General features: G+C 62.5%; 11 protein-coding genes. 5 read left to right on the top strand and 6 right to left on the bottom strand.

Annotated features, from left to right (window positions below; genetic code table 11):
* Nucleotides 1–118: 118 nt before the first annotated feature.
* The 6 genes from VL752_RS03505 to VL752_RS03480 form a co-directional block, all read right to left on the bottom strand.
* Complete coding sequence (locus VL752_RS03505; RefSeq protein WP_325352354.1) at nt 119–1,489, bottom strand: cupin domain-containing protein; 1,371 nt, start codon at nt 1,487–1,489, stop codon at nt 119–121.
* A 182-nt stretch (nt 1,490–1,671) separates the two neighbouring features.
* Complete coding sequence (locus VL752_RS03500; protein ID WP_325352353.1) at nt 1,672–2,199, bottom strand: c-type cytochrome; 528 nt, start codon at nt 2,197–2,199, stop codon at nt 1,672–1,674.
* A 498-nt stretch (nt 2,200–2,697) separates the two neighbouring features.
* Nucleotides 2,698–3,627 (bottom strand): LysR family transcriptional regulator, encoded by a 930-nt coding sequence (locus VL752_RS03495; protein ID WP_325352352.1) that lies wholly within the window; start codon nt 3,625–3,627, stop codon nt 2,698–2,700.
* 228 nt (nt 3,628–3,855) lie between these two features.
* The gene (locus VL752_RS03490) at nt 3,856–5,178 is read right to left on the bottom strand and encodes an MFS transporter (RefSeq protein WP_325352351.1); all 1,323 of its coding nucleotides are present in this window, start codon (nt 5,176–5,178) and stop codon (nt 3,856–3,858) included.
* Nucleotides 5,179–5,284: 106 nt separating this feature from the next.
* Nucleotides 5,285–6,763 (bottom strand): NAD-dependent succinate-semialdehyde dehydrogenase, encoded by a 1,479-nt coding sequence (locus tag VL752_RS03485; protein WP_325352350.1) that lies wholly within the window; start codon nt 6,761–6,763, stop codon nt 5,285–5,287.
* 64 nt (nt 6,764–6,827) lie between these two features.
* Complete coding sequence (locus VL752_RS03480) at nt 6,828–8,261, bottom strand: MFS transporter (RefSeq protein ID WP_325352349.1); 1,434 nt, start codon at nt 8,259–8,261, stop codon at nt 6,828–6,830.
* A 409-nt stretch (nt 8,262–8,670) separates the two neighbouring features.
* Here VL752_RS03480 and lptC point away from each other — a divergent pair, with 409 nt between their 5' ends.
* From lptC to hpf, 5 genes are all read left to right on the top strand, one after another.
* Nucleotides 8,671–9,363, top strand: coding sequence for an LPS export ABC transporter periplasmic protein LptC (gene lptC / locus VL752_RS03475; protein ID WP_325352348.1), 693 nt, complete (start codon nt 8,671–8,673; stop codon nt 9,361–9,363).
* Nucleotides 9,364–9,410: 47 nt separating this feature from the next.
* Nucleotides 9,411–10,451 (top strand): LptA/OstA family protein, encoded by a 1,041-nt coding sequence (locus VL752_RS03470; RefSeq protein ID WP_325352347.1) that lies wholly within the window; start codon nt 9,411–9,413, stop codon nt 10,449–10,451.
* 37 nt (nt 10,452–10,488) lie between these two features.
* Nucleotides 10,489–11,244, top strand: a complete 756-nt coding sequence (gene lptB, locus VL752_RS03465) for an LPS export ABC transporter ATP-binding protein (protein WP_325352355.1) — start codon at nt 10,489–10,491, stop codon at nt 11,242–11,244.
* A gap of 39 nt (nt 11,245–11,283) precedes the next feature.
* A complete protein-coding gene (rpoN, locus tag VL752_RS03460; protein WP_325352346.1) occupies nt 11,284–12,795 on the top strand; it encodes an RNA polymerase factor sigma-54 in 1,512 nt (503 codons plus the stop codon).
* A gap of 107 nt (nt 12,796–12,902) precedes the next feature.
* Nucleotides 12,903–13,520, top strand: coding sequence for a ribosome hibernation-promoting factor, HPF/YfiA family (gene hpf / locus VL752_RS03455; RefSeq protein ID WP_325352345.1), 618 nt, complete (start codon nt 12,903–12,905; stop codon nt 13,518–13,520).
* Nucleotides 13,521–13,950 lie beyond the last annotated feature (430 nt).

The raw sequence follows: 13,950 nt of genomic DNA, 5'->3' as shown, positions 1-13,950 counted from the left end.
TAGCGAATTGTGTCCGCGACCTTGAGGGCGGTTTAGTCGGATGCCGCCTTCTAAACCTTCGCCTCGTTTGGGCGTGAAAGGTGAAAGCAGCATCCGGATCGCCGTCGGCCGGGATATCTTAGCGCGGCATTACGTCCGGGATGTTGTTCGGAAACTTGGCAATGTCCTGGGCGGAGAGATTGAAGTGGGCCTCAACCAGCGCGGGTGGCGTATGGGTGAGCCAGTCGGACAGTGCTAGATTCTGATAAGTGTCGGTTTTGAATATCGCCAGGAAGACGAGATCAGTATTGCCTACATTCTTGACGTAATGGCCGAAGTTTCGTTTGACATAGCCAATGTCACCGGCCTGGAAGTTGTTCGTGACTGCATTCGGGCCAGTGTTGAACACGGTCATCTGGGCTGATCCTTTGACATAGTACTGCCATTCGTCGGCATTCGGATGCCAATGCATCTCCCGCACCCCGCCGGGATGCACCGTGACCAATGCCGCGGCGACAGTTGTCGATGCCTTGAAATTATGGCTATCGGCGATTTGGACAAAGCCACCCTTGGTCTGGCGTGTGATCGGGCCGCTTCCCAGGGAATATGTGAAGGGGTTCGGCGGCGGTCCTTTCGGATTTTTGACGGCCGCTTGATCGGCCGCAAGCGGGCCGGGCACTTCTCCCTGAAAAATCCAGAGATCGTGTGTGAACATCTTGCTGAATGTTTCGGCAGGAACACCAAAGTTGGCCGCCAGGACATCCGGAGGCGTATGGGTCAGCCAATCGGTAACGAGGAGCGTATTGTATTCCGACGCCATCCCATTATCGAACGCAATGATGAACTCACATCCGTCGGGGCCAAGGCCTTGGAGCGAATGCGGATATCCGGCCGGGAAATACCAAAGGTCGCCTTCCTTGACGTCGGCGACGTACGCCCGACCTGATGGGTCGAGACAGGTAACACGGGCGTTGCCGTAGGTCATGAAGGCCCACTCAGCGGCTTGGTGCCAATGCAACTCCCGGATGCCTCCTGCATCGAGGCGCATGTTTACACCAGAGATTTCAGTAGAGACCTGGAAGTCCGCTTGCGTGACCTGGCGGGCCCAGCCGCCCGCTTGAACACGCCGTGGCGCGTTGTTGAAGGAAGCCCAAAACTCCGGGAGACTTCCGACATCCGTTGCGGGCGGCGTGAACGTTCCCGGAAATTGGCGGCTCAGCGCAGGATTCTGCGGCCCTGGGTCAAAGGCGCTGCGCGGGTTGCCCTTGGTGTTCATAATACCCTGGGGCGGCTCATCGGGGTTGCCGAACGTCGCTGCCAGGGCCGGGGCGGCGAGCCCGGCTACACCGGCCCCTACCCCAAAAGCCAGAATATTTCGACGGGATGATTTGCTCATGTGATACTCCTTCCAGCGTAAACAAAAGACCTGCAGGTTGGTGTGCAGGTGGCCCTTGTTCGTTGGCACAAGCAAAATACAGGACTGCAACGTAAACCAATGCATATGCTTCATGTCGATATGCCGGTCAGGATGCTCATAGCAGGCAAGGGCGGCGGTATGGGCGACACGGGCTCGCGTGATGCATTGAAGCCGAGACACCCCAAGCCGCCGATGGGCCGGCCAGCGAAATCTGGCGCTCTACTGTGCCGCCCTGTTTTGTTTTGACAGCGTCATCTCGATCGTTCGGGGTGTGCTCAGGGCTGGGGCGCACTCCAGGCCTTGAACTCCTCGCTGGAGACGCCGGGAAGCTTCTTCAGGAAGGCTGCTATGGCCCAAAGATCGTGGTCAGGCACGGGCGGCGTTTCCGAGCCAAAGCTCGGCATGCCGGTCATCTTGATGCCGTTCTTGACCACCCAGAACAGCTCCTGCGGGGTGAGCCCCTTGACGACCTTCTTGAGATTTGGAGCAGGATTTAGGCCTTCCGAAAACGGAGCCGGCTTAAGTCCCGGACCACCGTGGCAATACACGCAACCGCTACGAAGATAAGCCTGCGCGCCCGCACGTATGATGGCCGGATCGTCAAGCGATGCCGGAGGTTGATCGACGGCATGTCGCGCGATGGACGCCTCGCGCACATGTATCAGTGCCCAATTGACGATGGACGGATCCGGATCACTCGCGGCAACACTGAAGAAGCCACCGAAGAAAAAGCCGCCTGCGGCCACTCCGCAGAGGACGGCGAGCAGAAAAATCGATCCGAGAACTTTTTCGAGTCTTGTCATTTGGACCACTCTTGAGATCAAGGGCTAAGCCAAATCCGGGTACCTTTCGGGCCTGACATACGAACGACGGCCTGGCACCCGCGCTAGATCACCCGAGTAATGAGGGATCAGCGACGCCCGCACAAAAGACAGCAATCATCTCGATATTCCTATTCGACAGTATAGCCGCCTTGGTTCATGATTCAAAGACTTTGAGCATGAGCCAAATGCACAGTGTTCATATCAGTATGCTCCAGCACTGCCATGACAGTCTTACGTGGGCCGGTTTTGCTGCGGCCTGTTGCGTTCTTCGCTAGGCTGGCCACGCAATGATGTGCACGGTTTGGCTTTAGTGTTGGACCGGTTTGACGGTGATACAGGAGATACCACCGATGCCGCGTGTGGCAGTGGTCATCTACGCAAAATCATCTCCGAAACGATCGAGACTGAAACACGTAATTCGGTGGCTTATGCCGAACCGATGACCGCACCTGGCTCGGGTTTGGAGGCAGTGCCCCGCTAGAGCGCGCGTGCGACGCGCTGTACGGTCGCCCTGAGCCATTGATGAGCGCCTACACCCTCGAGCCTCCGGTGCCAGAGCATGGCGGTCACGAGACGAGGGGTTTGAAACGACAGCCGTACTGCTTCCACAGGGGCGTTCCGCGACAACTCGCGCGCACTCAATTCGCTGATGATCGCAATCATGTCCGATTGCGCGAGAGACGCTATGGCCGCGAGAAGGGGCGCTCTCACGGCGATACGGCGATGAAGCCCATGTCTGGACAGCTCAGCATCGACGAAATCCGATTCCTCCCGTGTCGAGGACAGGACGAGATGAGGATAGTGCCCGAGGGCTTCCAAGTCGACGGCGCCATCGACCGCCGCCGGATGACCGCGCCGAACCAGGGCAGCAAAGCCCTCCTCGAACAACCGGCGATCTGAGAATCGTTCGGCCGGAGCTGCCAGACCCCCAATCGCCATGTCCAGCGTTCCACGATCCAACTGCTCTGCGAGATCGAGCGTTCCACTCGGGCGAAGGTCGAGCGCGACGGACGGGGCTTCGGCGGCGACCGCCGCGATGAGCGGCGCCGCAAGGACAATGGCCGAGCGGTTGTCGACAGCGACAACAAAGCTGCGGTCCGCCGTGGCCGGTACAAAGTCTGCGGCGTTGTCGAGAGCAGCGCGCAGGCTTTCCAACGCATTGCGAACCGGGCCGATCAAACGCTCGGCATAGGGAGTAGGCTCCATTCCGTCGGGACTGCGGACGAACAGCTCATCGTGCAAGGAGCCTCGAAGCCGTGTCAGCGCGTGGCTAATGGCTGGCTGGGTCATGTTGAGCTTGGCTGCAGCGCGGGTCGCACTGCGCTCTTGCCCAACGGCGTTGAAGACGGTGAGTAGATTGAGGTCGAGAGTACGCCAATTCATCCCGAGGGCTCCGATCTGATCCAACGCAGGGGCATGCGCGACAGAAAGGTCACATGCGCAACCGACATGGCGTCGTGCGCAGGCCGAATTGGAGCATCCACTCGGCTTTGGCCACAATACCACCAAGAGCTTAGACTGGCCCAAATCCGGGAGCAATCGTCTGATCGCTGCCTTCGGCCGCCTGCGTCCCCGGCTGCGCGTTTCTAGCCGGACCACAGCCCCGACCAGGGACCGTGGCCTTTCCGCATAGACTCAGTCTGCGTGGCCCTGTCCGCGCCATGCCGTCGTGTCTGCGACGACGTCGCCCCGCGGCGCCTCGCGCAGACGAATGGTCAGGACCAGAAGGCCCGAGAGCAGCAAAGCCCCGGCGAAAAGCATCGCCGTCGCCACGAAACTTCCCGTCCGGTCCTGCAGATAGCCACCGAGATACGGTCCGAAATAGCCGCCCAGGTTGCCCAGAGCGTTGATGAGGCCCATGGCACCCCCGGCCAGCGCCACCGGCAACACGCGGGAGGCCGCGGCCCAGAAGGGTCCGTCATAGGCAAGTGCCCCGCCGATCGCGAGACAGATGAAAGCGACCGAGAGCACGATGCTTGCCGGTGCGACGAAGACCGAAATCGCGAGGCTGACCGCGGCGGTTGCGGTCGCCAGGAAGACGTGGAACGCGTAGCGCCGGTTCCGGTCCGCCATCCAGCCATTGGCATAGAGCAGCACGATCGCCGTCAGATAGGGCAGCGCCGCGATCAGACCGACGGTGCCGAAGCCCCGATGCGTCAGGGTTTTGAGCAAGGTCGGCAGCCACATATTGAGCCCATAGAAGCCGACCTGAATGAGGAAATAGACGCCGACGAATTTCCAGATCGTGCCATTGGTGAACACGTCCCGAAATCCGGCATGGGGCGGCTCATTGGCCCTGTCCTGCGCGATTGAGCGCTCGATATAGTCGCGCTCGCCCGGCGAACACCAGGCGGCATCCCGCGGGCTGTCCTTGATGAAGGCGAGCCAGAGCGGGAGTGCAATGATGAAGGGCAGTGCCCCTTCAACAAAGAACAGCGTCCGCCAGTCCGAGACTGAGACGATCCAGCCAGAAAGCGGCTGGGTGATGATGGAGGAGATGGCGAGATTGGCCATCCAGAAAGCATAGGCGCGGGCGCGTTCCTGCACCGGGAACCAATGGCTGATCAACACCAGGATGGCCGGCCAGATGCCGCCTTCGGCGACGCCCAGGAAGAAGCGCACGATGATGAGCTGGGTGAAGTTTTGCACGAGCCCGCAGGCGAGCGCCATGATTCCCCAGAAGATGATCATGACGGCGACGAACTTGCGCGCCGACCAGTGTTCGGCGAGCCAGCCGCCGGGGATTTGCAGAAGCACGTAGCCGACGAAGAAAATGCCCGCGGCCAGACCTTGGTCCGCTTTGGTGACGTGGAAATCATGGCCGATCCCCGCGAAGGCGTAGGAGATGTTCGTCCGGTCCATGAAGGAAATGATGTAGACGATCATGGCGACCGGAATCAGGCGCGCCCATCGTTGGTTGCCAACCCCTTGAGGGTCGATCGTGGCTTCTTGCGGCATGCTGTCCTCCTGGCGCCCCGTTCTGTGCGGGGGCTTCCTAGCCGGCTACCATTTCGCTCAAAGGCAGGCTCCGAGAGGGGAGCCTGCCTCGTCAATCATGCGATCATCAACGGGCGAGGCCACCAAGCGCAATATATTTGATCTCGATATAGTCCTCGATGCCGTATTTGCTGCCTTCGCGACCGAGGCCGGATGATTTTACACCGCCGAAGGGCGCTACCTCCGTGCTGATGATGCCTTCGTTGACACCCACCATGCCGTATTCGAGCGCGCTCGAAACGCGGAAGATGCGGCCAACGTCGCGCGCATAGAAATAGGAGGCGAGGCCGAATTCGGTATCGTTCGCCAGTGCGATCGCCTCCTCCTCGGTCTTGAAACGGAAGAGGGGCGCCACGGGGCCGAAGGTTTCTTCAGCAAAGATCTTGGCCTCGTGCGGCACATCGGCGAGAATCGTGGGCTCGAAGAAATTGCCGCCCAGGCTGTGCGGCTTGCCGCCCGTCACGATGCGCGCGCCACGTGAGATAGCATCGGCGATGTGTTCCTGGACCTTGTCGACCGCCGCCTTGTTGATGAGTGGTCCCTGTGTCGCGCCATCCTCCATCCCGTCGGCGACCTTCAGCGCCTCTACTGCGGCCTTCAGCTTCTCGGCGAAGGCATCGAAGATACTGTCCTGGACCAGCAGGCGATTCGCGCAGACGCAGGTCTGCCCGGTATTGCGGTATTTGGAGACGATGGCGCCTTGTACGGCGGCATCGAGATCGGCATCCTCGAAAACGATGAAGGGCGCATTGCCGCCCAGCTCCATGCTGGTCTTCTTGATGGTCGGCGCGCATTGCGCGAGGAGCTGGGCGCCCACTTCCGTGCTGCCGGTGAAGGAGAGTTTGCGCACCAGCGGGTTAGAGGTCAGCTCCGCCCCCATCACCCGCCCGGGGCCGGTCAACACATTGCAGACGCCAGCGGGCAGGCCCGCGCGTTCAGCAAGCACGCCGAGGGCGAGCGCCGAGAAGGGCGTTTCTGTGGCGGGGCGGATGACCCCGGCGCAGCCCGCGGCCCAGCCGGGAGCCGCCTTGCGCGTAATCATGGCGGCCGGGAAATTCCACGGCGTGATCGCCGCAAAGACGCCGATCGGCTCCTTCGTCACGAGGATGCGGCGACCCGCCATCGGCTCCGGGATGACGTCGCCATAGATGCGCTTGGCCTCCTCCGCGAACCATTCGATGAAGCTCGCGGCATAGGCGATCTCGCCTCGGCTCTCTGCCAGCGGTTTGCCTTGCTCGGCCGTCATGATGACGGCGAGATCCTCCTGGTTCTCCATCATCAGGTTGAAGAGCTTCCTGAGGATCGCGCTGCGCTCCTTGGCAAGCATCTTGGCCCATTTCTTCTGCGCCACAGCCGCCGCCTCGATCGCGCGGCGGGTCTCGGCTGTTCCCATGGCCGGGACCTCGCCGATCACGGCGCCGTTCGCGGGATTGGTGACGGTGATGGTATCGCCGCTATCGGCCTGGACCCACTGACCATCGAGCAGATTGGCCCGCCGCAACAGCGAGGGATCCTTGAGGGGAAGCGTTTTCACGGTGTCGAGCATCGGACTCTCCCGAAAGCTGTTTGAACTTGTTGTGGCGGCCGGTCTGCGACCGCCGGCCTTGCCGTTACGCCTTCGCCGCTTCTCGGCGATGATGATGGCCGCTCATCTCGGCACCGGCGCCCGGTTGAAGCTTGGCGCAGAGCGGCCCGCAGAGCAAAGAGGCCGAACTTACGACCAAGAAAGCGATGCGGAAGTCCGTGACGTCGGGCGAGTGGCGGCCGAAGAGATGAGCGGAGGCCGCCAGCGCCCCGGCGGCGACGCAGATGCCCATCGAGAGCATCAGCTGCTGGAAGACGGTGTAGAAGCTGGTGGCGGCACTCATCCGGTCGGGTCGGAGATCGGCATAAGCGATGGTATTATAGGCGGTGAACTGCAAGGACTGAAAGAAACCGCCCGCCAGCAATACGGCGAAGAGCGCGAAGCGCGGCCAGCCGGGCGTGAAGGTTGCGCAGGCGGCGATACAGAGTGTCGCGAGCAGCTGGTTCCAGATCAACACCCGGCGGAACCCGAAGCGCCGCAGGATGGGGGCGGCGAAGGCTTTCATCAGCATCGCCCCGGCGGCACTCATGAACGTGATGGCGCCCGAGGCCGCGGCCGTCATGCCGAAGCCAAGCTGCATCATCATGGGCAGAAGGAAGGGTACTGCCCCCCAGGTAATGCGGGAGAGCGAACCCGCCACCGTCGAGACCCGGAAGGTCTGCACACGCATGAGCCGAAGGTCGAGAATCGCGTTCGAGCGCTGCCGCGCATAGAAAACATAGGCGGCGCCGGTCACCACTCCCACGAGCAGCAGGAGAAGCGCATCACCATTCTGTGACCCGCGACTGAGCAACGTGAAGCCGAAGGTCAGACAGGCGAGCGCGGCACCGGAAAGCGCGAAGCCCGGCAGGTCGAAGGGCGTGCGTTGATCGGCGCGAATATCCGGAATCAGCATTGTGGCCAGCAAGCCGCCGAGAATGCCGATCGGAATGTTGATGAAGAAGATCCATCGCCAGGAGAGATAGGTGGTGATGAAGCCACCAAGCGGCGGGCCGAGGACCGGGCCGATCAGGGCCGGCACCAGGAACCAGGCCATGGCGGAGACAAGCTCTGCCTTGGGCACGCTGCGGAGAAGGATGATGCGGCCGACCGGCACCATCATGGCGCCGCCCATACCCTGGATGAGACGGGCGGCCACCAGAAGCGGCAGGCTGTCGGTTTGGGAACAGAGGACGGAGCCGAGGGTGAAAAGCCCGATCGCCGCGTTAAAGACACGGCGGGTGCCGAAGCGGTCGGCCATGACGCCGCTGGCCGGAATGAAGACCGCAAGGCTGAGCAGATAGGAGGTCAACGCGATGCTCATATGGAGCGGCCGGACGCCGAAGCTCCGGGCCATGCTGGGAAGTGCTGTCGCGAGCACCGTCGAATCGAGCTGCTCCATGAAGAGCGCGGTCGCCACGATGAGGGCGATGGTACGGATTCGCCGAGGCGAGGCTTGGGATGGATCAGGCGTCGGCATAGCGCCCCGGCAAGGTCGAATTCTTGGTCGCAGCATGCGCCCCAGCCCCGAACAGGACCAGAGAGCGGGGCGGGTTTCTGATAGGGGGTTGACGCAATGCAGCAATTACCGGACGGCCGTTCGGCCTCAATAGTGCAAGTAATTGATATATTTGATGAATGCCGCTATCGCTCGGTGCACTTGCTGTGGCGGGGTTACGAATTTGCCATGTGACTGCCTTTTTTGGATGAGTATAAAGGCCGGATAGTGAAACACACCGCCAAGAAATGTGATGAGTTCCGCGCGGTGGAAAGTTATCCTTGCGGAGCTGTCGATCCCGGGTCCCGGGGGACTAGGTCCGCTGTTGCGCGGATCGCCAAAGCACCAGTCCCGAAGCATTCATCGCGTCCTGTCGGGGCAAGGGGGTTGAATGAGCGCCATTCCTGATCGCCTGCAGCTTCTGCGTCAGCCTCAGCTCGAGGATGTGCAGGGGACGGCGCGCCGAATCTGGCGCGGACGGAAGATGCCGTCGGCGGGTGCCCTGAAGCGTCGGCGCCGCCTCGTCACGTGGATGAAGCGCCTGCTGCCACTGGCCGCCCTCATGCTGCTCAGCATGGTCATGCTTTGGCCGGAGCTGGTCAGCCAGCACAATCCCGCCCGCGTGTCCTATCATCTGGCGACCGGCGCGGATGGCACCGACCAGGGCAGCATGCTCAAGGCCCATTACGAGGGGCTCGACGATACCGGCCGGCCCTACACGATGACCGCGGCGAAAGCGGTGCAGACCGACGCCGATACGGTCGTGCTCACCCAGCCTGCCGGGGACATGACCCTGAAGAGCGGCACCTGGCTCATGGTGCAGTCCCTGGACGGGCTCTATCACGCCAAGGCCCAGCATCTCGATCTCAGCAACCACGTGGTGCTCTACCGTGATGACGGCACCACCGTCCGCACCTCCAAGGCCGCCATCAACCTGAAGCAGGCCACGGCCTCCGGCCATGAAAAGGTCAATGCGGATGGGCCTTTCGGCACGCTCGACGCGCAAGGTTTCGCGATCACCGATCACGGCAGCCGGCTGCACTTCACGGGCCCGGCCAAGCTTGTGCTAGACGGGAGTCCATGAGCGACCACGCGACGTCCGATTCCCAGGTAGAGCAGGCTGACCGGTCCATGACGAGTAAGGTTTCGCGCGCCCGTCGCGCATGGGCGCCCTGTGGCGTTGGGCTGCTTGGCCTTGTCTGGACCGTCATGGGTGGGGCCGCACCCGCCAGCGCTCAGGCGATCGACCTCAACCATGGCGGCCCCGTGACCGTCACGTCCGAGGGGGGGATCGAATGGCGGCAGAAGAGCCAGGAAGTCATCGCCGATCAGGACGCGAAAGCGGTGCGCGGGAATGTCACCGTTACCGCCAATCAACTCATCGCCCATTACCGCAAGAAGGGCGGCACCGCCGCCGCGCCGACTCAGAGCCAAGGCAGCACCGCCGCGCCGGCCGATCAGTCCGGCGGGCTTGAGGGCAATAACGAAATCTATCTGCTCGAGGCGCTGGGCAACGTCCATATCTTCACGCCGACCGATCAGGCCTGGGGCGACCACGGGGCCTACGACATGGACCAGGGCGTTCTGGTGTTGACCGGGCATGACCTCAAGCTCACCACGCCGCGCTATGTGGTGACCGCGCGGGACTCGCTCGAATACTGGTCGAACCAGCACATGGCGGTCGCGCGCGGGAATGCCGTGCTCGTGACCGATACCGGGCGCCGGATCGCGGCCGACGTGCTCGTCGCCTATACCGATGCCGACGCGCCCGCATCGGGCGGCCAGGCCACCGCCGGTGCCAGGACTGACGTCGCACTCAAGACCGCGCCTGCCACCTCCGGAACGCAGGGGGCGAATGACCCTTCGGGCAAGCTCAAACGCGTGGATGCCATCGGTCATGTCGTGGTCATGACGGCGACCGAGATCGTCCAGGGCGATCGCGCGGTTTATGATCCGGGCCTCGGCATCGCCCGCATTGCCGGCAACGTGCGGATTACGCGCGGCCAGAACGTGCTGGCGGGCGACGAGGCGCTGGTCAATATGAAGACCGGTATCGCCCGCTTGCTTTCCACGGGCGATGCGCAGGTCAAGGGTCTGATCATCCCTAACCAGGCCAGTCAGGCGGTGGGCGCGGCCCCGACTGCCCCGGCCGCTCGACAAGCGGCGCATTGAGGCTCTGACGATGCAAGCCAGTGAGAAGCCCATCGCGATGGCGGATGCCGCGCGGGCACAGCCCAAAGCCGGCAACGGCCTCGTCGCCCGCGGTCTCGGCAAGACCTTCAAGCAACGCCCGGTCGTGCGGGACGTTTCCATCACCGTGAAGCGCGGTGAGGCGGTGGGGCTGCTCGGGCCCAACGGTGCCGGCAAGACCACGACCTTCTATATGATCATGGGCCTCGTCCGCCCCGACAGCGGCGAGATCACACTCGACGGCAATCCGATCACAGCGCTCCCGATGTATCGCCGGGCGCGTCTCGGCATCGGCTATCTGCCGCAGGAGGCGAGCATCTTTCGCGGCCTCAATGTCGAGCAGAACATCAAAGCGGTGATCGAAATCACCGAGACCGATCCCGACAAGCAGCAGTCGATGCTGGATGGGCTTCTTCAGGAATTCGGCATTTCGCACCTTCGCCGTACCCCCTCACTCGCGCTTTCGGGCGGCGAGCGGCGACGGCTCGAAATCGCGCGTGCTCTAGCGAGCCGCCCTGGCTATATCCTGCTCGACGAGCCGCTCGCCGGCATCGATCCCATCGCCGTCGGCGAGATCCGCGATCTCGTCTCTCATCTCAAGCATCGCGGCATCGGTGTGCTGATCACGGACCATAACGTCCGGGAAACACTCGAGATTATCGATCGCGCCTACATCATGCATGACGGGCAGGTGCTGATGGAGGGACGCCCCTCCGAAGTGGTGAGCCATGAAGGCGTGCGTCGCGTCTATTTGGGCGACCGTTTTAGCTTGTAGCCACTTTTGCATCGGCGGGATGCTGCTAAGGTAGCGCCGATGTCAATAGGAGCAAAAATCGGGCCAAGACTGGTGCTTCGCCAGTCACAATCCCTCGTGATGACCCCGCAGCTGCGGCAGGCCATCAAACTCCTGCATTACTCCAACCTGGAATTGTCCAGCTTCGTGCAGGAGGAGTTGGACCGGAATCCACTCCTTGAGCGGGACGAACGGCCAGAGACGCCGTCGGCCGAGGCCCCGGCCCAGGATCAGCGGCCGAGCGTCCTGGAGCCCGTGGACAGCCATGCCCAGGTTACCTCGGAAAGCCTGCCGAGCGCGGCCGAGGCGCCGCTCGACGCCGATCTCTCCAATACCTACGACGCTGGCGGCGTCGCGGATGGAGGCCTTTCGGGGATGCTCTACACCGGCATCGGCCGGGGCGGCAGCCATGCCTTCGATGGTGACGGTCCGGGCATCGACGATCTCGCCGAAAGTCCGGTCAGTCTGCGTGACCATCTCGCCCAGCAGTTGCGCCTCGGCTTCGCGGATCCGGCCGACCAGTTGATCGGGGCGCATCTCATCGCCCTTCTTGATGGCGCGGGGCGCATCACGGCGGAGCCGGCGGCGATCGCCGCCGCCCTCAACGTCGATCTCGCCCATCTCGAAGCGGTGCGAGCCCGGATGATGCGTTTCGACCCGGTCGGAATCTTCGCGCGCACGCTGCGCGAGTGCCTGGCCGCTCAATTGGCCGAACAGAACCGTCTCGATCCGGCCATGGCGATCATGCTCGACAATCTGGAGCTTCTCGCGCGGCGCGACCTCAAGCGCCTGTCCGTGCTCTGTGGCGTCGATGCCGAGGACGTAGCGGATATGGTCGCGGAGATCCGCCGTCTCGACCCCAAGCCGGGCGCGCACCACGAAATCGGCCCCATGCAGCCGCTGGTGCCCGACGTGCTGCTGCGCGGCCTGCCGGACGGCAGCTGGCATATCGAACTGAACAGCGAGACGCTGCCGCGGTTGCTGGTCAATCAGAGTTTTCACGCCCGCGTCTCGACCCGCACTTCACGCGAGGATCGCGTCTTCCTGTCCGAGCAGTTGCAGACTGCGAACTGGCTCGTGAAGTCGTTGCGCCAGCGCGCCCAGACGATCCTGAAGGTGACGGGGGAAGTGGTGCGTCAGCAGGAAGGCTTTCTGCGGCACGGTGTTGCGCATATGCGCCCGCTCACGCTGCGCGACGTGGCGGACGCGGTGGAGATGCATGAAAGCACCATCAGCCGGGTCACGGCCAATAAATCGATCGCGACGCCGCGCGGGGTTTTCGAACTTAAATTCTTCTTCACCACCGCGATTGCAGGAATGGGAGGTGCGACCTTCAGTGCCGAGGCAATTCGCCATCGTATTCGGGCGATGATCGGCGCGGAACGGCCGGACGACATTCTGTCAGACGATGCCATCGTAGCCGCCCTGCGCAAGGAGGGCGTGGACATTGCCCGGCGAACCGTGGCCAAATATCGAGAGACGCTGCAAATCCCAAGCTCCATGCAGCGGAAGAGGGAGAAGACCGCGGCCTGACCAGCGTACATTGACAGAGAGTTTGGCGGGCCCAGTCTTTGGAAGGCGGCCCCCTGGTCCGCAAACCCGCGGACGCGCCTCCCACAGGGGAAACATCTGGAGGTAAGATGCAAATAACGGTCTCCGGTAAGCAACTCGATCTTTCCGATGCGCTCCGACATCGCGTGGCGACGATGCTTGAGACCATCTCCCGAAAATATTTCGGGGACGCTCTCGAAGCGCACGTTACCTTCAGTCGAGCGCGAAGCTTCTTCACTTGTGACATCAATATGCATGCGGGGCGTGGCCTGACCCTGCGGGGTGAGGGCGAAGCGGCCGACGCCAATGCGGCCCTCGACGATGCGGCAGAGCACATCGCGAAGCGGCTCAGGCGTTACCGGCGCCGCGTGAACGAGCATGCGCGGGACATGGCGCAGCGCGACACACCGGAAAGCTTCGAGCCCGCGCAGCACTATATCCTTCAGCAGCAGGACGACGAGGAACCGGCGTCGAGCGCGGCAGAGGTGGTGCGTCCGGTGAACGGCAGCATCGGCAGTCACTTCGCGACCGTCGTCGCCGAGAATCCGGCCGTCATTGCGCGCCTCACTGTGGGCGAGGCGGTGATGCGCATGGATCTCGCCGACCAGTCGGTCGTCATGTTCCGCAATGCCGTGACCGGGCAGTTCAATGTCGTCTATCGCCGACAGGACGGGCATATCGGCTGGATCGATCCTGCCGCCGACTGAGCCTCGTTCCGCTGGAACAGAGCAAGCGCCTCGCCCTCACGGGCGGGGCGCTTTTGTTTCGGCTGGCGTCAATCGAACTGGCTTGGAGAATTCCGCATGGAAAGCCGGTAGCTATGCATTCTTCGAAATGCCTCCTTGGAGCAGTGTTTTTTTATCCGACAGCCGACCAGGGGAAGGATTTTACTATTATCGGCACTGATATTGTATTCCGAAGAAAAATCCTCCTCTTTAGGGGCCTAGCCTCCTGATTGAGGGCCTGATCGAGATGAATTCCACTCCCGCTACGCCTTTCACCTCCGCCGAAGAGGCGGCCATCCGTCTTTGCGCCCAATTGCAGTCGCGCATCGCCGATCCCATGGATGCCTCGGCCGTCCTTCGCCTCGCCATGACCGAGGCTTTCGCGGGCGGCATCGCCATGGTCTCTTCCTTC

Source organism: Acidisoma sp. (assembly GCF_035492295.1).
In the GTDB taxonomy this organism is placed as follows: Bacteria; Pseudomonadota; Alphaproteobacteria; order Acetobacterales; family Acetobacteraceae; genus Acidisoma.
Note: the sequence above shows the minus strand (reverse complement) of the source record. Positions and strands in the feature narration are given on the sequence as shown.